Here is a 20,219-nt window from a genome sequence, read left to right as displayed (position 1 = left end):
GGCCGGTGCGGACCGCCGGGTCAGGAGGCCCGGGCTGCGGTGGACAACGCACCGACGATCCGCAGGATCACGCCGAGGTCGTCGACGGCCCGGTCCGGGTCGACGGGCGCGAAACCGGTCAACGCGGCGCCGACGAGGCGTCGTCCGGCGGTCGCCGCCTGCAGGAGGGCGACGAGCGCGGCCCCGTCGAGGCCGAAGGGCACGGGTTCGAGCAGGCCGTCGACCTCCGACGGGTCGAGCACGTCCAGGTCGACGTGCACGAACGCCTGGTCGGCCCCGGTCCGTTGCACGGCGTCGGCGAGTGCGTCGGGAGTGGCCGCGTCGACGTCGAGGTGCGCGATCCCCGCCCGGTCCAGCGCAGCGGCCTCGGCGCCCTCGGTCCCGCGGGTCCCCGCGATGACGACCGAGCCGGCCGGGACGACCGGGAGGCCGGGGAAGAGGTCGGCCGGGCGGTCGACCAGGAGGCGCAGTGCGGCGGTCTCCGCGGCCACCGGCTGCGCGCGGTTCAGGGCCCGGTAGCCGCTCGAGCCGGACAGACGGACGACGGCGGTGTCCGGGCCGACCAGGACGGAGGCGCCGAGCACCGCCGACCCGTCCCCGCCGATGACCAGCACCGGTTCGGTGGCGACGGCCGACTCCTCGGCGACGGAGCCGGAGACGGCCAGGACCGAGGTGTAGCGGGCGACCGCGGTGTCGAGCCGGTCGCCGGCGCCCGCGGGGACGTCGATCGTCGTCGTCGCCGACCGGGGGAGGTCGGCTGCGACGGCGGCCGCTCCGTCCGCGAGCCGCATGGCGCGCGACGACGCCGAACCCTGCCACTGACCGACCACGAGGAAGCGCATCCTGTCAGTCTGTCAGCCGGGTCCGACGTCGTCCGGAGCAGCCGTGGTGCCGCGGGTCAGGCCCCGGTGCTGCCACCCGACTTGAGGGCGGCGAGGCGGGCCTCCACCTCGGCGTCACGGCCGACGTCCTCGAGGCTCTCGAACTGCGCGTCGAGGCTCGATGCCTGCAGCTCCTGCTGGCCGATGACCTTCGCTTCCTCGCGGCGGACCTTCTCCTCGAAGCGTGCGAGGTCGCTCGTCGGGTCGGTGATGTCGATCGTGCCGATAACGTCGTTCACCTTCGACTGCGCCTCGGCCGTCTTCGCGCGGGCGACGAGGCTGTTGCGCTTGGCGCGCAGCTCCTCGAGCTTCTGCTCCATGCCGGCGAGGCCCTGCTTGAGCTTCTCGACCTGCTCGTTCTGGGTGGCGAGCGGTGCGGCGTTGTCCTTGACCTCCTGCTCGGCGGCGATCTGCTTGCCGATGGCGATCTTGGCGAGGTTGTCGAACTTGTCGGCCTCGGCGGTCTTGCCCTCGGCGCGGTACTTGTCGGCGGCGGACGAGGCGTTGACCGCCTTCTGGCCCCACTCCTGCGCAGCGCGGACGTCTTCCTCGTTGTCCTGCTCGAGCAAGCGGAGGTTCCCGATCGTCTGGGCGATGGCGCTCTTGGCGTCCGCGATGTTGTTCGAGTAGTCCCGGACGAGCTGGTCGAGCATCAGCTGCGGGTCCTCGGCGTCGTCGATGATCTGGTTGATGTTCGCCCGGACGAGCGAGGAGATCCGGCCGAAGATGGTCTGCTTAGCCATTGCTGGTTCCTTTCGTGGATGGAAGTGCTGGGTCGATGGAGGGCCGTTCAGAAGCGGCCGCCGCCGGAGAAGCCGCCGCCGAAGCCGCCGCCCCCGAAGCTGCCGCCGCCGTAGCTGCCGCCGCGGCCGCCGAGCAGCCCGCCGAGGACGAGGCCGGTGACGAGGCCACCGAGCTGTGGGCCGCCACGACCGCCGCCCATGCCACCCATGCCACCGCCGGGCCAACCGGTGGTGTCGTTGTTCGCCTCGTCGATGGCCGCCGCGGCGTACTGCTCCGCGGCACGGGCGGCCTGCAGCGCCCGCTGCGGGTCGGTGGTGGCGAGGTCGAGCGCGTCGTCGAAGGCCCGTTCGGCCTCGGACAGGCGGGTCCGTGCGGTGGGGCCGACGGCTCCGCGGTGCACGGTGATGAACTCGCGCGCCTGGCCGATCCGGGAGCGGGCATCGCGGAGGGCTGCGTCGAGCGCCTGGGTCGCGCGTCGGTGCTGCTCCTCGGCGGTTCGAGCCGTCGCGAGGGCGGCGTCGATGTCCGTGTTCGCCTTCGTGAGCGCGTCAACCGCCCCGACGGGGTCGCGCGGGTCGACGTCGGCCCGGAGCACGCGCTGTGCCCGCGCCACCGCGGCCGCGAGGTCGGGGCCGCCGGAGCGGAGTGCGGCGGCCGCGGCGATGTCGCCCTCGATGTCGGCGCGCATCGCCTCGGCGCGGTCGGCGGCCTCGGCGAAGGTGCGCTCCGCCGTGGTCACGGCCCCGGTGAGCTGTTGTACCTGGGCCAGCGCGTGCTGACCGTCGCGGACGGCGACGACGGCTTCGCCCCGGTCGCCCGCGGCGAGGGCGGTGCGGGCGGCGTCGGCGCGTTGGCCCGCGTAGGCGAGCACCTGCTCGGCCTGGTCGACGTTGTCGGCCACGGTCGCCAGCGTCCGGCCGCGGTACGCGGTCCGGACCCGTTCGAGGGCGCTCCGCGCCTCGGCCACGGCGGTCGGCGCGGCCGTGAGCGCGGCGGTGAGGTCGGCGGACGCGGTGTCCACGCCCTGCTCGAGTGCCCGGAGCTGGTCGAACGCCTCGGTCTGCGACTCGATCGCCGCGTGGGCCTGTTCGCAGATCGCGATGATCTGGTTCGACCACTCGGCGCGCTCCTGCGGCGTGTCCGGGACCTCGTCGTCGAGCTGCTGCTGCAGGGCGAAGGCCTTGCGCACCTCGCGTTGGGCGATCGAGACCGTCTCGGCGAACGGGGCGGCTGCCTCGTCGCCGAACTGTGCCGCCGCGAAGCCGACCTCCTGCTCGGCGGTACGGAGTTCGTCGTCGATGGTGACGAGTGCTCCGCCGGCTCGCCGCTGGAGTTCGGCGAGGGACTGTTCCTGCTCGCGTCGGGCTGCGGCGGCACGACCCTCGTTGCGGCGCCGGATGACGAGGACGGCGACGACCGCGGCCAGGACGGCGGCACCGAGCAGCACCCAGAGCCAGGTGAGGTCGGCGGGCTGCTGGCTCTGCTGGAGTCCGCCGGCGAAGGCGACCGCGGCGGCAGCCCACTGGCCCTGCTTGAGACGCGGGAGCAGGTCTCCGTCGACGGCCCGCTCGACGTCGCCCGACGTGATCGAGGTCTCGTTCGTCTGCTGCACGTCGTAGTTGCGCTCGTCGACCGCGACGGAGAGCAGGATGCTGTCGGTCTCGACCTGGTTCTGCTGCATGGTCGCGGTGCCCCAGGCGGTGTGGTCGCTCGGGTCGGTGAAGGACGGCACGAAGACGACGAACAGCTGCGTCTGCGTCTCCTGGTACAGGTCCTGCACGGCCTGTTCGACGTCCGCCTGCTGCGCGTCGGTGAGGGCGTCGGCGTCGTCGAGGACGTAGGCGCCGGCGAGGTCGACCGGCGGGTTCGCCTGCGCAGCCGAGACCGGGGAGACGACGAGCAACGCGGCGACCGCGGTGGCAGCCACTCCCGCGAGCAGGCGAGCGAGACGGGAGGGCCGCGCAGTGCCGTTACGGGCAGGCACCCCCGACGACCCGGAGTCCGTCCTGACCTCGACCGTGCGCATCCGTCCTCCGTCCGTGGCCGTCGTCCAGCTGGTCAGTGGCCGTCGTCCGGAGTCTATCCAGGCGACTCCTGGACGAGCCGGGGCTGTGGAGGACGGGACCGAGTCGAGAACGCTTGTACCCCGCCGAGATCGAGCCGCGGGGTGCACTCTGCGGACAGAGCCCGGCGACTGTCCCCCGAAACGGGGTATGGTCATGTCACGCCAATGAAGGAAGGGGAGCAGCAATGGAGCGAGCGACCACCGCAGAAGTCGTCCCACTCGAGGACGGGTACCACCGCGTGTCCACGCCGGCGAGCGGCGTGATCGGGTTCGTGCGCGAGCGCGACGGAAGGTACGAGGTCCTCCGCGGACGCGTCCGTCAGGCGACCCGGTCCGAGGGCAAGTACGCGACGATGAACGTCGCGCTCATCGCCCTCACCCACGCCTGAACCAGCGCGACGGCACGACGCCGCACCCCGTTCGGCCCCGGTCCATCGGACCGGGGCCGTCGTCGTGTGCGCGGCACCGTAGGCTGCCCGGGTGGTGAGTCGAGCCGTGCGGACCGTGTCGGTCCGTGTGGCCGCCGCCGGGGCGTCCCGCACAGCCGATCGGGAGGCCCTCCTCGCGTTCGTCGCCGAGGTCACCCGGTCCGACCCCGCGCTGGTGCGCGTCCGCCGGCGCTGTCCGCACTGCGGTGCCGTCGACCACGGGCGTCCGGACGCCCTCGTCGACGGCCGTCCGGTCGGCGTCGGCCTGGCGCGAACCTCCGGGGTCCTCGTCCTCGCCGTCGGACCGGGGCGGATCGGGGTCGACGTCGAGCGCCCGTCACGGGTGACGGCCGCTCCGCTCGACGCGTTCACCGCCGGGGAGCGGGATCGTGCGGCGGCGGGACCGGACGGCGTCGGCCTGCAGCTCGCGGCCTGCTGGGCGGTGAAGGAGGCGGTGCTGAAACGCGACGGACGCGGTCTGCGGGTCGAGCCGGTGCGGGTCGAAGCGGTCCTCGGTCGGACCGTCCGCGGTGGACACGCGCGGTTCGACGGAGTGGACCACCCCGTCACCGTCGTCGTGCTCGACGCGGACCTGGTGCTGGCCGTCGCTGCCGGCGGTGCAGCCGTCCGGGTGCAGGACCTGCGCGCGCGGGACCGCTCGGTCGTGTCTCCTCGACGGGCTGGGCTGTCGGAACGTCCCGGTCCGTACCGTCCACGGGAGGCAGGTCTCAGAGGGACTCGAGCACGTCGAGCGCCCGATGCACCCCGTGCTCCCGGCGCATGAGTCCGCCGACCTCGGCCGCCCGCTCTCTGCGGGACAGTGCCTCCTGCATCGCGGGCACGAGGGCGCGGGCCGACAAGCGGCGCAGCGGGATCGGGGCGGCGGCCACCCCCTGTCGATGCAGCTGGGCGGCCCAGAACGGTTGGTCGGCGGTGACGGGCACGACGACGGCGGGCACGCCGGCCCGGGCGACGGCGTGCGAGGTGCCGGCCCCGCCGTGGTGGACGGCGAGCGTCGCGCCCGGCAGCACCGCGTCGAACGGCACCGACCGCACCGCCAGCACGTCGGGGCCGTGGCACTCCGCCGGCAGCACGAGCCCGCCCCACCCGGTGACGAGCAGCACCCGCAGGCCTCGGGAGCGGGCGGCCGTGACGATCGCGTGCCCCCGGGCCGACGCATCCCCCGTCGTCATGGAGCCGAACGAGGCGACGATGAAGGGGCCGGTGCGCAGGAAGTCGCCGACGACGGGGTCGGGGGACGCTGTCGGCGCCTCCTCGTACCAGGCCCCCGTCTGGTGCACCCGCTCCGGCCAGTCGTCGGGCCGCGGCAGCAGCGCGGGGCTCACAGCCATGAGCGTCGCCCGCGACGGCGACCGTCGGGCGGGACGACGGCCGTCCGGCAGCTCGGCAGCGGCGCGCGCCACGTCGGCGTCGAAGAGGCGAGCGGCAGTGCGCGGTACGGCGTAGGTGGACCGGTTGTGCGAGCCGAGATCGCGGGTGGCCGTGGGACCGCCGGCAGCGGGGAAGTGCTCGCTCGGGGTCGCCACCGGCGCGAACTCCACCAGCACGCGGGGCACACCGAGTGAGTCCGCCACCATCGGGGCACTGAGGACCAGCGGGTGGTGCACCACCACGTCGGGGTCGAAGGCGACCGTCTCGCGCACCGCGGCGGCGAGCATCCGCCGCATCGCGGGCCGCACCTCGGCGCGGACGTGGTGTGCGAGAGCCCACGGGGTGCGACCGGCCGGGGAGAGCACCCGCTGTACGTCCAGACCGAGCGCGACGGTGTCCACCTCCTCGGGCGCGTCCGCGTCGTCGGGCAGCGCCAGCCGTACGTCGTGACCGCGGGATGCGGCGTGTCGCGCGAGGGCTGCGAAGGGCTCCACGTCGCCCCGGGTGCCGGCGGTGAGCAGCATCATGCGCATCCACCCAGTGTGGCCCGGAAGCCGTCGGCCGGCGTCGACGCGAGCCGGGTACGCTCGGGCCCGTGACTGACGGCAGTGAGCGGATGTCGCGCACCGTGCCGTCGGGGATCGGTGTCGCCGTGCGCCGCCTCGTGCTCATCTCGCGCCCGGTGCTGTGGATCAACACCATCGGCTCCGGTCTCGTCGCCGTGTGGCTCACCGGCGCGCTGTTCGACCTGCGGGCACTGCCGGTCATCCTGTGGCTCACCCTGCCGTTCAACCTGCTCATCTACGGTGTCAACGACATCTACGACCAGGACACGGATGCGGCCAACCCCCGCAAGGGCTCCATCGAGGGCGCCAGGATCCGGCAGTCCGAGGTGCGGCTCATCGCCTGGGCCGTCGCTGCCGTCAACGTCCCGTTCCTCGTCTTCTTCCTGCTCACGCTGCCGCCGCTCGCGAACGCGGCGATCCTGCTCTACGTGGGCGTCTTCGTCTTCTACTCCGCACCGCCGCTGCGCTTCAAGGCGCGGCCCTTCCTCGACTCCCTGAGCAACGCGGCCTACGCGCTGCCACTGGTCATCGTGCCCGCGGCCCTCGCGGTGACGCCGGTCTGGCCCGCCGCCCTCGGCCTGATGGCCTGGAGCGTGGCCAAGCACGCCTTCGATGCGGTCCAGGACATCGTGGAGGACCGCGACGCGGGCATCACCACCACCGCGGTTCGACTCGGTGCGCGCGGGACCGCCCTGTGGAGCGGCGCCTGGTGGATCCTCTCGACGGCGCTGTTCGCCGTGGTGAGCGTGCCCGTGGCCGCCGTCAACCTCCTGATCGCGGGCATCCTCGTGGTGCGCCTGCTGCGCGACCCGACGCCGGAGACCGGTCACCGCCTCTACCGACTGTCGGTCGCCTTCCCGTACATCGCCGGGTCGTTCGCCGGGGTGCTGCTCATGGTCTCGATCGTGCTGGGGGGAACCCCGTGAGCCGCGTCGTCGTGGTCGGTGGCGGGATCGGGGGGCTCACCGCCGCCGCGCTGCTCGCGCACGCGGGCCACCGCGTCACCCTGCTCGAGGCCTCCACCGAGCTCGGCGGCAAGAGCCGTCGCATCCAGCTGGGCCCGGACCGCATCGACACCGGGCCGTCGCTGGTGACGTTCCCAGCGGTGTGGGACGAGCTGCTGCGGAGACTCGGCGACGGTGGGCATGCCCCCGAACGCGCCCGCGACGACGGACACCTCGACCTGGTGCGGATGCCCGAGGTGGGCCGCTACCACCACGACGGCGAGGAGACGGCCCTCCCGGTGGCACCCGACCACCCCTGGTACCCCGCCTGGCGACGGTTCTCCGACCTGCACGCGCCCCTCGCCGACGACGTGACCGAACTGCTGCTCGCCGACCCCCTCGACCGAGCTGCCCTGCCGGCGCTCCGCAGGCTGCTGGCCGTCTACGGCTCGCGCCTCACCACACGCGCGTACCTCGACAGCCTGCCGTGGCTGCCGGACGGGCTGCGCGAGATCATCGCGATCCACACCCTCAACGCGGGCGTCTCGCCCTCCCGCACCCCCGCGCTCTACGCGAGCATGCCGGCGATCATGGCCGAGACCGGCGCTTGGGTGCCGCGCGGCGGAGTGTACGAGATCGTGCTCGCGTTGGGCCGGCTGGCCGAGGCCGCCGGGGTCGAGGTGCGCACCGGCGAAGCCGTCACCCACATCGAGCGCGGGTCGGTCACCACCGACTCCGGGCACCATCCCGCCGACCTCGTCGTGAGTGCCCTGGACGCCGACCGGCTCGCCACGCTGACGGGTCCGTCGCGGATCCCGGTGATTCACCGCCGGCGCCACCGCACCCTCTCGTGCTCGGCCATCGCGGTGTACGGCGTGCTGCGCGAGGAACTGCCGGCTCGGATCGCGACGCACAGCGTGGTGCTGCCGACGAAGCCGGCCGCACTGCACCGCAGCCTCGAGGCGGGCGACGAACCGGCGGACACCATGGTGTTCGTCAACCAGTACCGCGCGGGCGAGGTGTACCCGAACCCACGCAGCACCCTCGGCATCCTGCTCACCGCGCCAGCGGACGGCGGTCACTACACGATCGAGCACCCCTTCGTCCGCCGTGAGGTCGACCGCGTCTCCCGCGCGATGGGGCTCGACCGGCCCCTCACCGACCTGCTCGACGAGCACACGGTGCTCGATCCGCAGTACTACGGCGGCGGCGGCGAACCGCACGGCGCGCTCTACGGGGCGGCGCGTCCGCCGTGGCTGAGCGGGCCGTTCCACCGCCCCTCCTACAACGACCCCTGGCGGCCCTGGCTGTGGCGGGTGGGCGCGTCGGTGCACCCCGGCGGCGGCATCCCGGCGGTGGTGGGCGGCGCGATGATCGCGGTGACCCGGCTGCTCAGGTCGACCCCGGCCTGACGCGGGGCGTCGAGGGACGACGTGGACGTCGTCTCCGCCGTGCTCGGCACACGCCTCAGGGCAGTGCCGGGACGCCGGGCTCGTCGATCCAGGGACCGAGCACCAGCAGGACCGCGGCCGGGTCGGAACCCGCAGCGGTGGCGAACGCGTCCACGACGTCGGGCGTCGTCACGGTGCCGTGACGGTGTCGCTCCGTCACCGTGCGGAGACCCGAGGTGAAGGCCGTGTCACCGATCGTCCGACGGAGGGCGTGCAGTGCGAGGGCGCCGCGCTTGTAGACCCGGTCGTCGAACATGTCGGGCGCCCCCGGATCGGCCACGACGAGGTCCTGAGGATGGTCGAGCAGCCCGGCGCGGTACGCAGCCGCGAGGTCGTCCGCCGTGGCACCGCCGCGGTGTTCGGACCAGAGCCACTCGGCGTAGCAGGCGAACCCCTCGTGGAGCCAGATGTCACGCCACACGCCGAGCGTCACCGAGTTGCCGAACCACTGGTGGGCGAGCTCGTGTGCGATGAGCCGGTCGCTGCCGTGCTCGCCGTCGACGTGGTTCCGGCCGAAGACGGCGAGGCCGTGCGCCTCGAGCGGGATCTCGAGCTCGTCGTCGGTGACCACGACCCCGTACTCGGCGAACGGGTAGGGCCCGAACCGGTCGGTGAACAGCGCGATCATCTCGGGGACCTGCCCGAAGTCGGTCTTCGCGGCGGCGGTGAGGTCCGCCGGGTGGTGCAGGGTGACCGGGACGTCGCCGCCCCGCAGCTTCGTCGTGCGGTACCGGCCGATCTGCACGGTCGCCAGGTACGTCGCCATCGGATCGGTCACGGCGAAGGTCCACCGGGTCCCGCGGGCGGTCCGGTCACGCCCGAGGAGTGCGCCGTTCGCGACGACCTCGTACCCGGCCTCGCAGGTGACCTCGATGCGGTACGTCGCCTTGTCGTCCGGGCGGTCGTTGCAGGGGAACCAGGACGGTGCACCGACGGGCTGACTCGCGACGATCACGCCGTCGGTCAGCTCCTCCCACCCGAGCGTCCCCCAGGGGCTCCGGAGCGGCCGGGGAGCGCCGCGGTAGCGCACGTGGACCGTGAAGTCGGCTCCCGCGGCGATGGGCGTCGCCGGGGTCACGGTGGTCTTGTGCGCGCCGACGGAGACCTTCTTCACGCGGACACCGTCCACGTCCACCCGGTCGACGCCGAGCCCGTGCAGGTCGAGCACGACCTTGTCGAGCGGCTCGTTCGCCGTCGCCGTGACGGTCGCCGTCGCGTCGAGCCGGTTCGTGGCGACGCGGTAGTCGAGCTGCAGGTCGTAGTGGCGGCTCGTCCACCGCCGGTCGCCGCTGTGGGGGGTGTACGGGTCGGCGGCGGGGTCGGTCTGCTTCACGGTGCCGGTCAGTCTGCCACGGCGTCGACCGGCCTCGGGTCCTCGGCGCGCTCGACGGACTCGACGGACTCGACCGGCCCAGGGTGCTCGCGGCCCTCACGGCCGGTCGTCCCGCTCCGCCAGGGCGGGTGCTCCCACGGACCGATCGGGTTGCCGGCCCACAGCGTGCCGCCCGGTACCTGCTCGCCGCGCATGACGAGCGAGGCGGGGCCGACCGTCGCGCCCGGGCCGATGCCGGCGGCGGGGAGGACCACGCCGTGCGGCCCGAGCGTCGCACCGGCGTCGAGCGTGACGGTGTCGAGCTGCATGACCCGGTCGTGGAACAGGTGGGTCTGCACGACCGTGCCGCGGGCGACGGTCGCCCCGTCACCGATGGTGACGAGGTCCGCCTCCGGCAGCCAGTACGTCTCGCACCAGACCCCGCGCCCGATCGTCGCCCCGAGGCTCCGGAGCCAGGCGGCCAGTGCCGGGGTGCCGATCGCCTGCTCGGCGAACCACGGACGTGCGACGGTCTCGACGAAGGTGTCCTGCACCTCGTTCCGCCAGACGAACGACGACCACAGCGGGTGCTCGGTGGCGGTGATGCGCCCGACGAACGCCCACTTCGCGAGCGTGGAGACGCCGGCCGCGACGGCTCCGGCGACGATGAGCACGGGTCCGGCGAGCAGCACCGTCCAGCCGAGGCCGACGGCGGTCCAGAGCGCCAGGAGCGTGACGGCGACGCCGAGTCCGATCACCGTCGACACCATCGGTGCCACGATGCGGAGGAGTTCCCACGCGCCGCGGGCGACCTTGAGGCGCGTCGGCGGGCGGAACGTGCGCTCCTCGTCGAACTGCGCAGCGGCCCGGCGGAGTCGGACCGGCGGGCTGCCGAGCCACGAGGACCCGCGCTTGGCCTTCTTCGGAACCGCGGACAGCACGGCGACGAGGGCCTCGCGCGGCACCGACCGACCGGCTCCGGTCATGCCGCTGTTGCCGAGGAAGGCCCGTCGGCCGACCTTGGACCGGCCGATCCGCACGCGTCCGCCGCCGAGTTCGTAGGTCGCGACCATCGTGTCGTCGGCGAGGAAGGCCCCGGAGGCGATCTGCGTCAGCGCCGGGATGAGCAGCACGGTGGAGATCTCGGTGTCCCGGCCGACCCTGGCGCCGAGCAGCCGCAGCCACAGCGGGGTGACGAGGCTCGCGTACAGCGGGAACAGCAGCGTCCGGGCGGCGTCGAGGATGCGCTCGGTGCTCCACACCTGCCACCCGATCCGGGACCGGACCGGATGGCGTCCCTCGGCCAGCCCGAGCCCGAGCAGCCGGACCGCGGCGACGACGAGGCCGGCGTAGACCAGCCCGGCGACGACCGTGACGAGCGGGACGCTGAGCAGCGCGGGGCCGACCGCGGAACCGAGCGAGGCCGGGCGTCCGACGACCACCGCGGCGGCGGCCAGTCCGGCGGCGACCCCGGCGACGGGGAGCCCGGCGACGGCGACGGACCCGACCCCGTACGCGAGCAGCCAGCGCTTCGGGGAGGCGGGACGGGCCTCCCGGCCGTGGCGTGCGGAGCCGACGCGCTCGGCGGGGGACCCGGCCCAACGTTCGCCCGCGGGGACGGTCCCCGCGACCGCGGAGCCGGCCTCGACCTCGGCGCCGTCGCCGACGTGCGCCCCGGGCATGAGGGTCGAGCGGCTGTGCACGACCGCGTCGGCTCCGACGTGCACCGTGCCGAGGCGGAAGACGTCGCCGTCCACCCAGTGCCCGGCCAGGTCGACCTCCGGCTCGACCGAGGCCCGCTTGCCGATGGTCAGCATGCCGGTCACCGGCGGCAGCGTGTGCAGGTCGACGTCCCGGCCGACGGTCGCGCCGAGTGCCCTGGCGTAGTAGCTGATCCACGGTGCCCCGGCGGTCGAGGGACCGTCGACGGCCTCGGCGATCCGTTCGGCGAGCCAGACCCGCACGTGCACCGAGCCACCGCGCGGGTGGTCGCCGGGTCGGACCCCGGCCAGCAGGAGCCGCGCGGCGACGATGGTGAGCGCCATCTTGCCGGCGGGGGTGACGAACAGCACGAGGGCGAGCACGAGGACCGGCCAGGGGAGCACCGGCAGGAACGGCATCGTCGTGGCGTGCAGGACCGCGGCGACGAGGGCCGTCCAGCTGAGCAGCCGGAGCCCGCGGAGCACCTGCAGGGGCAGACCGAGCAGCGTCATGAGCAGCCCGGCGCGGGGTGGGACGGGGCGGACGTCCCGGCGGGCCGCGGCGACCGGCCCGGACTCGTCGAGCGCGGCGGCGAGCGCTCCGATGCGCGGGTGGTCGTAGACGTCGGCGACGGTGGTGGTGGGGTAGCGCTCGCGGATCGCGGACACGAGCTGCGCGGCGGTCAGGGACCCACCGCCGTGCGCGAAGAAGTCGTCGTCGACGTCGGCGACCGGCACACCGAGGATCGCGGACCAGCGTTCGGCGATCCAGGCCACGGTCGGCGGCAGGTCGGTCGCGACCGCTCCCTCGAGAGGCCAGGGGAGTGCCGCTCGGTCGACCTTGCCGGAGGTCCGCGTCGGCAGCGAGTCGACGACGGCGAGGAGCGGGACGAGTGCGGCGGGCAGTTCCGCACGTAGGCGGGCGTTCGCGGCCGTGGTGTCGATCGCGGCGCCGGCGACCGGAGCGACGTAGCCGACGAGGACCTGGTTCCCCGCTGGGGTCCGCTGCACGACCGCGGCTCCACCGGCGACGTCGTCGAGGGCCTGCAGGGCGGCGTCGATCTCGCCGAGTTCGATGCGCCGTCCACCGAGTTTCACCTGGTCGTCGGCACGGCCCTGGAAGACGAGGCCTTCCGGGTCGTAGCGCACGAGGTCGCCGCTCCGGTACGCCCGCTCCCACCCGAGCTGCGGGAAGGGGGCGTACTTCTCGGCGTCCTTCGCGGGGTCGAGGTAGCGGCCGAGGCCGACGCCCCCGATGACGAGCTCGCCGACCTGCCCCGGAGCGACGCGTGCTCCCTCGGCGTCGACGACCGCGAGGTCCCACCCGTCGAGCGGCAGACCGATCCGGATCGGGGTGCTGCCGTCGAGCAGGGCGCCGCAGGCCACGACGGTCGCCTCGGTCGGACCGTAGGTGTTCCAGACCTCGCGGTCGCGCGAGGCGATGCGGGCGGCGAGATCGGGTGGGCAGGCCTCACCGCCGAAGATCACCAGGCGCACGGACTCGAGCGCGTCGTCGGGCCACAGCGCCGCGAGGGTGGGGACGGTCGACACGACGGTGATGCCGTGCGCGATGAGCCACGGGCCGAGGTCGACGCCGCTCTTCACCAGGGACCGGGGCGCGGGGACGAGGCAGGCACCGTGACCCCAGGCGAGCCACATCTCCTCGCACGAGGCGTCGAACGCCACGCTCAGCCCGGCGAGCACCCGGTCGGTCGGGCCGAGCGGTGCGGAGTGCAGGAACATCCGTGCCTCGGCGTCGACGAAGGCCGCGGCGGAGCGGTGGGTGACGGCGACGCCCTTCGGTACCCCGGTGGAGCCGGAGGTGAAGATGACCCAGGCGTCGTCCTCGGTCGTCGGCTGCTCGGGGGTCGCGGCCGGGTCGGTGACGGGCAGTGCGGACCCCTGGCGGTCACGCAGGACGCCGCCGGCGCCGATGACGCCGACGACGCCGGCCTCGCCGAAGACGAGGGTGGCGCGTTCCTCGGGGTCGTCGGCGTCGACGGGGACGTAGGCGGCGCCGGCGGCGAGGACGGCGAGGATCGACACGGACAGGTCCCGGCCGCCGGAGGGGATCCGGACGCCGACCCGGTCGCCGCGGCGGACACCGTGGCGGGCGAGGTCGTCGGCGCGCTCGTGCACGAGGGTGAGGAGGGCGCGGTAGTCGAGCGGCCCCTCGGGGGTCTCGAGGGCGAGGGCGTCGGGGTGCGCCTCGGCGGTGGCGGTGAGCACGTCGAGCAGGGTCCTGGCCGGTGCGGCCCGGTCACCGCGGTCGAGTTCCTGTTGCACGTTCGTCGTCACGCCGCGTGATCCTAGAGCCCGAAGGTGTCGCGTTCGGGAACGAGGCGCCCCGGCGACCGCGGGCGACGGCCGCCGCAGGCGATGACGTCCCGGTGACCACGGCGGAAGGTCGCCGCAGCCGATGTCGCGCTCGTGACCACGGCGGAAGGTCGCCGCAGGCGACGTCGCGCGCTGCCGACCGAGCGCAGCGAGGACGACAGCTTGCGCGGGGATGTGACCGTGCCCCCAGGAGGATTCGAACCTCCGCCCCTGCCTCCGGAGGGCAGTGCTCTATCCCCTGAGCTATGGGGGCCCTGGGGTGTCACCAACCGTAGCAGGTCCGGACCGGCCTCCTGTACGCCCGGGCGGCTCCCCGGGCGTGCCGTGTCGTCACGGGAGGCTCCCACCCGGCCGGCGCGGGCCTCCCGTCCGGCGGTGGGTCGTTCAGGGTGTCGGCGACCCGCTCGGCGCGGTCGCCGGTGCGGTCGCGTCCGGTGCGACCGCCTGCCGGACGGCGTCGACGACGGGCTGCGCGGTGCCGGGCTCGGTGTACAAGCCGGAAGTGGTGTGGATCCAGTACGGGCCGGCGAAGGCGTCGGCGCGTCCGGTGTCGTCGGTGAGCGAGAAGTACCCCTCGACGGTGTAGGTGGGCACCGACCCGCCCTGTTCGAAGAGGGCGTCCTCGAGCCGGGTGAGCGACTCGGCGGGCAGGTGGGCGACGGCGACGGTGACGGTGACGCTGTCGTCGGTCGTGGACCGCCAGGTGCAGACGCGTCCGTCCTGCGCGGCGATCTGCGCGACGGGTGACCCGTCCGCCGGCTGCGGCGTCCGGACCCGTTCGAACTCCTGCGCGTAGACGGCGAAGGCGGCCGCGGGCACGAGGGTGCGGCAGGACTGCGTGACCCGTTCCCCGACGGCGCCGGGGGAGGTCGAGGCGGAGGGGCCACCACCGTCCGTCCCGGAGCAGGCCGCGAGCACGAGCGCGGCGGGGACGACGAGTGCGGCGAGGCCGGACGCCCGGAGGCTGCGGGAGGTCATGACGGACCATGATGCTGCATCGCTCCCGGCGTGGTCCGGGCGGTGGCTGGGCGTCCCGGTAGACTCGATCGCCGTGACTCCTGCCGAACTCTCCGCCGCGTACCTGTCGATCCTCACGGGCATCGTCGAGCGCCGAGGCGCTGCCGACACGGTGACGGTCCAGGAGTCCCACGTGGCCCTGGAACGACCGAAGAACCGGGCGCACGGCGACTGGGCGTCGAACGCGGCCATGCAGCTCGCGAAGCGCCTCGGGACGAACCCGCGCGAGCTCGCGACGGAGATCGCCGGCGAGCTGACCGAACTCGACGGCGTGGACTCCGTCGACGTCGCCGGCCCGGGCTTCATCAACATCACGCTCGAGGCCGCCGCCGCCGGCGAGGTCGCGCGCACCGTCGTGGACCAGGGCGTGTCCTTCGGTCACGGCGACCTCTACGACGGTGTCCGCATCGACCTCGAGTTCGTGTCGGCGAACCCGACCGGGCCGATCCACATGGGCGGCGTCCGGTGGGCCGCGGTCGGCGACAGTCTGGCCCGGGTGTTCCAGGCACAGGGCGGGCTCGTCACCCGCGAGTACTACTTCAACGACCACGGCAACCAGATCGACCGGTTCGCCCGGTCCCTCCTGGCGTCCGCACTGGGGGAGCCGACGCCCGAGGACGGCTACGGCGGTGCGTACATCGGCGAGATCGCGGCCCGTGTGCTCGCGACGCTCGAGCCCGGTGTCGACGTGGCGGACCTGCCGCGCGACGAGGCGCAGGAGCTGTTCCGGCGTGAGGGCGTCGAGTTCATGTTCACGGACATCAAGCGTTCGCTGCACGACTTCGGTGTCGACTTCGACGTCTTCTTCCACGAGAACTCGCTGCACGAGTCGAAGGCCGTCGACCGCGCCATCGCCCGCTTGCAGGAGCAGGGGCGGATGTACGAGGCGGACGGCGCGCTGTGGCTCCGGACGACCGACTTCGGCGACGACCGCGACCGCGTCGTCATCAAGTCGGACGGCGAGCCGGCGTACATCGCCGGCGACCTGGCGTACTACCTCGACAAGCGCGAGCGCGGCTTCGAGCGGAACCTCATCATGCTCGGCGCGGACCACCACGGCTACGTCGGCCGGATGATGGCGATGTGCGCGGCGTTCGGCGACGAGCCGGGCAAGAACCTCGAGATCCTCATCGGGCAGCTGGTGAACCTGCTCAAGGACGGCCAGCCGCTCCGGATGTCGAAGCGCAACGGCACCGTCGTGACGATGGAGGACCTGGTCGACGCCGTGGGTGTGGACGCCGGTCGGTACGCCCTCGTCCGGTTCGCGAGCGACACCGCGATCGACATCGACCTCGACCTGCTGACGAAGCGGACGAACGACAACCCCGTCTTCACCGTCCAGTACGCGCACGCCCGCACGCACTCCGTCGCGCGGAACGCAGCGGCGTCCGGTGTGGACCGCTCGGTGTTCGACGCGTCGCTGCTCACGCACGAGTCCGAGAGCGCGCTCCTCGGGGCGATCGCCGAGTACCCGCGGGTGGTCCGCCAGGCCGCGGAACTCCGCGAACCGCACCGCATCGCCCGGTACATCGAGCAGCTCGCGGGCCTGTACCACCGCTGGTACGACTCCTGCCGCGTCACGCCCCTCGGCGACGAGCCGGTGACGGACCTGCACCGCACCCGTCTCTGGGTGAACGACGCCACCGGACAGGTCGTGCGCAACGGCCTCGGTCTGCTCGGCGTCAGCGCACCCGAACGGATGTAGTGGTGACGCCGGCACCCGCCGCGGGTCGGACCCGGAGGCACCGCGGCCGGACGCTCGCGATCGTCCTGGTCGTCGTGCTCCTGGTCCTCGCGGCGCTCGTCGTGGTGGCGGAGTCCGTCCTGCGCGGGGTCGTCGACCGCACGATCGCGGACCAGGTCGAGCAGTCGCTGCCCGACGGCACGACCGGCACCGTGGACGCCCACGTCGACGGCGTGGTGATCCCGCAGCTCGTCGGGGGGACGTTCGACCGGGTGCACATCACGTCGGACCGGCTGACGGTGGACGGCATCCCGCTCGCGGCCGACGTGACGGCGCGCGACCTGCCGGTGGACGGCCAGGGCGCGGTGCACGACGTCGACGGCACGGTCCGGCTCGCTGCCGGAGCGGTCGAGGACCTGGCGAAGTACTCGCCGCTCTTCGAACGGCTGCGGCTCATCGACGGGGGCGTCGAGCTGCGGGGCACCACCTCGGTGCTCGGCTTCGACATCGGGTACGCGGCCAACGGGTCGGTCGCGGCGCAGTCCGACGGTCGGGGCGTCACGATCACCCCGGAGACGGTCCGGATCACGAACTCGTCCCTCGGCTTGGACGTCGACGACATCCCCGGCGTCTCCGACGTGCCGGTCCCGGTCTGCACGGCGCAGTTCCTGCCGGAGCAGCTCCGGGTCCGCTCGCTCCGCGTGACGGAGTCCGCCGCGACGGTCCGGATCACGGCGGACGAACTGCCGCTCAGCGAGGACGGCCTGCGGACCACCGGCCGCTGCTGAGGCCGGGCCCGTCCCGATCGGCGTCACATGGGCCGGCGAGGTCGTCACGGCCGGATAGGATCGGGTCCCGTGAGCGAGAACCCCCTTGCGCCGCCGCGACTGCGGTTCCCGACGGACGCCTCCGAACTCGTCGACCGCATCTGGCCCGCCTCCGCGACCCGCACCGACGCGGGCATGCTCGCGATCGGCGGGGTCGCTGCCGACGAACTCGTCGCGCGCTTCGGCTCACCCCTCTACGTCGTGGACGAGCGTGACGTGCAGTCGCGGGCCGTGCGCGTCCGGAACGCGTTCACCGACGCCTTCACGCGGATCGGCACGCGGGCGCACGTCTACTACGCGGCCAAGGCGTTCTGGACGACCCACGTCGCCCGGTGGATGGCCGACGCCGACCTCCGTCTCGACGTCTGCACGATGGGGGAGATCGCCGTCGCGCTGGCCGCGGGCGTCGACCCCGCGCTCATGGGCTTCCACGGCAACGACAAGTCCGACGCCGAGCTCGAGCGCGCGGTCTCGATCGGCCTCGGCACGATCGTGCTCGACAGCCACGAGGAGATCGGCCGCGTCGCCCGGATCGCCGCCGACGCCGGTGTCGTCCAGCGCGTGCGCATCCGCATCAACAGCGGCGTGCACGCCTCGACCCACGAGTTCCTGGCCACCGCTCGCGAGGACCAGAAGTTCGGCATCCCGCTGTCCGAGGCCGTGCAGGCAGCGACGGCCGTCCGCGCCGAACCGTCCCTCGCGTTCGTCGGACTGCACTCCCACATCGGGTCGCAGATCTTCGACGACAGCGGCTTCCGAGAAGCCGCTCGTCGGCTGATGGACGTGCACGCCACCCTCGTCGCCAGCGGGCCGGTCCCGGAGCTCAACCTCGGCGGCGGGTGGGGCATCGACTACACCGAGGCAGACTCCGCCCTCGCGCCGGAGGACGTCGCCGACGCCCTGGCCGCGATCGTGGCCGAGGAGTGCGCGTCGCGCGGCATCCCGGTGCCGGAGATCGCGGTGGAGCCCGGCCGCTACATCGTCGGCCCGCCCGGCGTGACGCTGTACCGCGTCGGCACGATCAAGCCCGTCACGGTGGAGACCGACGACGGCCCGTCGGCGACCCGCACGTACGTGTCGGTGGACGGCGGCATGAGCGACAACGTCCGCCCGGCGCTCTACGGCGCGGACTACACGGCCCGCCTGGCCCGGACCTCCGACGCCGACCCGGTGCTCACCCGTGTCGTCGGCAAGCACTGCGAGAGCGGTGACGTCGTGGTCCACGACGAGTACCTGCCCGGTGACGTGCGGCGGGACGACCTGCTCGCAGTCGCCGCGACCGGCGCCTACTGCTGGAGCCTGGCGAGCAACTACAACCACGTCGGACGCCCGCCGGTCGTCGCGGTCGCCGACGGGGCGGCCCGTATCCTCGTGCGGGGCGAGACCGTCGACGACCTCCTCGCCCGCGACACCGGCGTCGCTCCGGTGTCCGGCACCGGTGCCGCCCGCTGACCACCCGAACCGGAGAGACACCCACCAGATGATCGAATACCGCAACGTCCGCGTCGCGCTGCTCGGAGCCGGCTCGGTCGGCTCACAGGTCGCCCGACTCCTGCTCGAGCACGGTCCGGAGCTCGCCACGCGTGCCGGCGCCGGTCTGGAGCTGGTCGGGATCGCCGTGCGTGACGTCGACGCCGAGCGGGACGTCGACCTGCCCCGCGAGCTGTTCACGACGGACGCCGCCTCGCTCATCCTCGGGGCCGACATCGTCGTCGAGCTCATCGGGGGGATCGAACCGGCTCGGACCCTGGTGCTGCAGGCGCTGCAGTCGGGCGCGGACGTCGTCACCGGCAACAAGGCGCTGCTCGCCACGCACGGGCCGGAGTTGTTCGCCGCGGCCGAGCAGGTCGGCGCACAGCTCTACTACGAGGCCGCGGTCGCCGGCGCGATCCCGATCATCCGCCCGCTGCACGACTCGCTCGCGGGGGACCGCATCGAGCGGATCATGGGGATCGTCAACGGCACCACGAACTTCATCCTCGACCTGATGGACCGCGAGGGCGCCACCTTCGAGGACGCCCTGGCGACCGCGACGGAACTCGGGTACGCCGAGGCCGACCCGACCGCCGACATCGAGGGCTACGACGCCGCGCAGAAGGCCGCGATCCTGGCCTCGCTGGCGTTCCACACGTCGGTCCCGCTCGCCGCCGTGCACCGCGAGGGCATCACCTCGGTGACCATCGAGCAGGTCCGTGCCGCCCGGAAGGCCGGCTACGTCGTGAAGATCCTCGCGACCTGCGAACGGCTCACCGACGCCGACGGGCAGGAGGGCGTCAGCGCTCGTGTCTACCCGGCGCTCGTCCCCGAGTCGCACCCGCTCGCGAGCGTGCACGGCGCGAAGAACGCCGTGTTCGTCGAGGCCGAGGCCGCGGGTGACCTCATGTTCTACGGCGCTGGTGCCGGCGGGGTCGAGACGGCCTCGGCGGTGCTCGGCGACCTGGTGTCCGCGGCCCGTCGTCACGTCATCGGCGGCCCGGGTGTCGCGGAGTCGACCCAGTCGGCGCTGCCGGTCTTCCCGATCGGGACGGTCCGGACCCGGTACCAGATCGCGTTGCACGTGTCGGACGCCCCCGGGGTGCTCTCGACCGTGGCCGGCGTGCTCGCCGCCCACGGCGTCAGCGTCGAGACCGTCGAGCAGACCACCACGGGTGCCGCCGAGGGGACGGCCACGCTCGTCGTCGGCACGCACCTGGCGCGCGAGGCCGACCTGGCCGACACCGTCGTCGCACTCCGCGGCGAGGACGTCGTCCGCGACGTGACCAGCGTCCTGCGCGTCGTCGGCGTCTGAGCGCACCACGGGCCTCCCGGCCGACACCGGGTCCGCCCGGACCGACCCGCACCACCGATACCGACCCCACACCGATCCACCGG

Annotated in this window: 15 protein-coding genes and 1 tRNA gene; 8 read left to right on the top strand and 8 right to left on the bottom strand. The window is 73.5% G+C overall.

Annotated features, from left to right (window positions below; all coding sequences use genetic code 11):
• Positions 1–20: 20 nt before the first annotated feature.
• Genes DEJ18_RS08690 through DEJ18_RS08680 form a run of 3 tightly spaced genes read right to left on the bottom strand, consistent with a single transcriptional unit; the run spans position 21 to position 3,552 of the window.
• Complete coding sequence (locus DEJ18_RS08690) at positions 21–842, bottom strand: arginase family protein (RefSeq protein ID WP_111210778.1); 822 nt, start codon at positions 840–842, stop codon at positions 21–23.
• 56 nt (positions 843–898) lie between these two features.
• A complete protein-coding gene (locus tag DEJ18_RS08685; RefSeq protein WP_111210777.1) occupies positions 899–1,624 on the bottom strand; it encodes a PspA/IM30 family protein in 726 nt (241 codons plus the stop codon).
• Between the two features lie 47 nt (positions 1,625–1,671).
• Positions 1,672–3,552 (bottom strand): TPM domain-containing protein, encoded by a 1,881-nt coding sequence (locus DEJ18_RS08680; protein ID WP_181434214.1) that lies wholly within the window; start codon positions 3,550–3,552, stop codon positions 1,672–1,674.
• Between the two features lie 323 nt (positions 3,553–3,875).
• Here DEJ18_RS08680 and DEJ18_RS08675 point away from each other — a divergent pair, with 323 nt between their 5' ends.
• Positions 3,876–4,079, top strand: a complete 204-nt coding sequence (locus tag DEJ18_RS08675; RefSeq protein WP_111081640.1) for a hypothetical protein — start codon at positions 3,876–3,878, stop codon at positions 4,077–4,079.
• A 91-nt stretch (positions 4,080–4,170) separates the two neighbouring features.
• Positions 4,171–4,902, top strand: coding sequence for a 4'-phosphopantetheinyl transferase family protein (locus tag DEJ18_RS08670; protein WP_111210775.1), 732 nt, complete (start codon positions 4,171–4,173; stop codon positions 4,900–4,902).
• Here the strand turns inward: DEJ18_RS08670 and DEJ18_RS08665 are convergent.
• The gene (locus tag DEJ18_RS08665; protein WP_111210774.1) at positions 4,847–6,043 is read right to left on the bottom strand and encodes a glycosyltransferase; all 1,197 of its coding nucleotides are present in this window, start codon (positions 6,041–6,043) and stop codon (positions 4,847–4,849) included. The genes DEJ18_RS08670 and DEJ18_RS08665 overlap by 56 nt on opposite strands.
• A 62-nt stretch (positions 6,044–6,105) precedes the next feature.
• Here DEJ18_RS08665 and DEJ18_RS08660 point away from each other — a divergent pair, with 62 nt between their 5' ends.
• Entirely contained in the window at positions 6,106–7,002 is an 897-nt protein-coding gene (locus tag DEJ18_RS08660) for a UbiA family prenyltransferase (RefSeq protein ID WP_258376946.1), read from the top strand.
• Positions 6,999–8,432 (top strand): phytoene desaturase family protein, encoded by a 1,434-nt coding sequence (locus DEJ18_RS08655; RefSeq protein ID WP_111210772.1) that lies wholly within the window; start codon positions 6,999–7,001, stop codon positions 8,430–8,432. The genes DEJ18_RS08660 and DEJ18_RS08655 overlap by 4 nt, the downstream gene beginning before the upstream one ends.
• A 55-nt stretch (positions 8,433–8,487) precedes the next feature.
• Here DEJ18_RS08655 and DEJ18_RS08650 read toward each other — a convergent pair whose 3' ends face one another.
• From DEJ18_RS08650 to DEJ18_RS08635, 4 genes are all read right to left on the bottom strand, one after another.
• Complete coding sequence (locus DEJ18_RS08650) at positions 8,488–9,804, bottom strand: M1 family metallopeptidase (RefSeq protein WP_258376945.1); 1,317 nt, start codon at positions 9,802–9,804, stop codon at positions 8,488–8,490.
• Between the two features lie 8 nt (positions 9,805–9,812).
• Positions 9,813–13,781, bottom strand: coding sequence for a Pls/PosA family non-ribosomal peptide synthetase (locus DEJ18_RS08645; RefSeq protein ID WP_111210770.1), 3,969 nt, complete (start codon positions 13,779–13,781; stop codon positions 9,813–9,815).
• Positions 13,782–14,001: 220 nt separating this feature from the next.
• Positions 14,002–14,073: transfer RNA gene (locus tag DEJ18_RS08640), tRNA-Arg, on the bottom strand.
• A gap of 131 nt (positions 14,074–14,204) precedes the next feature.
• Complete coding sequence (locus DEJ18_RS08635) at positions 14,205–14,798, bottom strand: hypothetical protein (RefSeq protein WP_111210769.1); 594 nt, start codon at positions 14,796–14,798, stop codon at positions 14,205–14,207.
• 73 nt (positions 14,799–14,871) lie between these two features.
• Between DEJ18_RS08635 and argS the strand changes: the two genes are divergently transcribed.
• The 4 genes from argS (at position 14,872) to DEJ18_RS08615 (ending at position 20,136) form a co-directional block, all read left to right on the top strand.
• Entirely contained in the window at positions 14,872–16,542 is a 1,671-nt protein-coding gene (argS, locus tag DEJ18_RS08630) for an arginine--tRNA ligase (protein ID WP_111210768.1), read from the top strand.
• A gap of 2 nt (positions 16,543–16,544) precedes the next feature.
• Positions 16,545–17,309 carry a DUF2993 domain-containing protein gene (locus DEJ18_RS08625; protein ID WP_111210767.1) on the top strand — a complete coding sequence of 255 codons (765 nt, stop codon included), beginning with the start codon at positions 16,545–16,547 and terminating at the stop codon, positions 17,307–17,309.
• Between the two features lie 69 nt (positions 17,310–17,378).
• Complete coding sequence (lysA, locus tag DEJ18_RS08620) at positions 17,379–18,800, top strand: diaminopimelate decarboxylase (protein ID WP_111210766.1); 1,422 nt, start codon at positions 17,379–17,381, stop codon at positions 18,798–18,800.
• Between the two features lie 28 nt (positions 18,801–18,828).
• A complete protein-coding gene (locus DEJ18_RS08615) occupies positions 18,829–20,136 on the top strand; it encodes a homoserine dehydrogenase (RefSeq protein WP_111210765.1) in 1,308 nt (435 codons plus the stop codon).
• Positions 20,137–20,219 lie beyond the last annotated feature (83 nt).

The organism is Curtobacterium sp. MCSS17_015 (assembly GCF_003234265.2).
Lineage (GTDB): Bacteria > Actinomycetota > Actinomycetes > Actinomycetales > Microbacteriaceae > Curtobacterium.
The sequence above is the reverse complement of the archived record's forward strand: the minus strand, read 5'-3'. Positions and strand labels throughout refer to the sequence as shown.

Coding starts and splice junctions, on each gene's coding strand:
- DEJ18_RS08675 (WP_111081640.1), top strand. CDS start 3,876: ATGGAGCGAGCGACCACCGCAGAAGTCGTCCCACTCGAGGACGGGTAC.
- DEJ18_RS08635 (WP_111210769.1), bottom strand. CDS start 14,798: ATGACCTCCCGCAGCCTCCGGGCGTCCGGCCTCGCCGCACTCGTCGTC.
- DEJ18_RS08685 (WP_111210777.1), bottom strand. CDS start 1,624: ATGGCTAAGCAGACCATCTTCGGCCGGATCTCCTCGCTCGTCCGGGCG.
- DEJ18_RS08690 (WP_111210778.1), bottom strand. CDS start 842: ATGCGCTTCCTCGTGGTCGGTCAGTGGCAGGGTTCGGCGTCGTCGCGC.
- DEJ18_RS08615 (WP_111210765.1), top strand. CDS start 18,829: ATGATCGAATACCGCAACGTCCGCGTCGCGCTGCTCGGAGCCGGCTCG.
- DEJ18_RS08665 (WP_111210774.1), bottom strand. CDS start 6,043: ATGCGCATGATGCTGCTCACCGCCGGCACCCGGGGCGACGTGGAGCCC.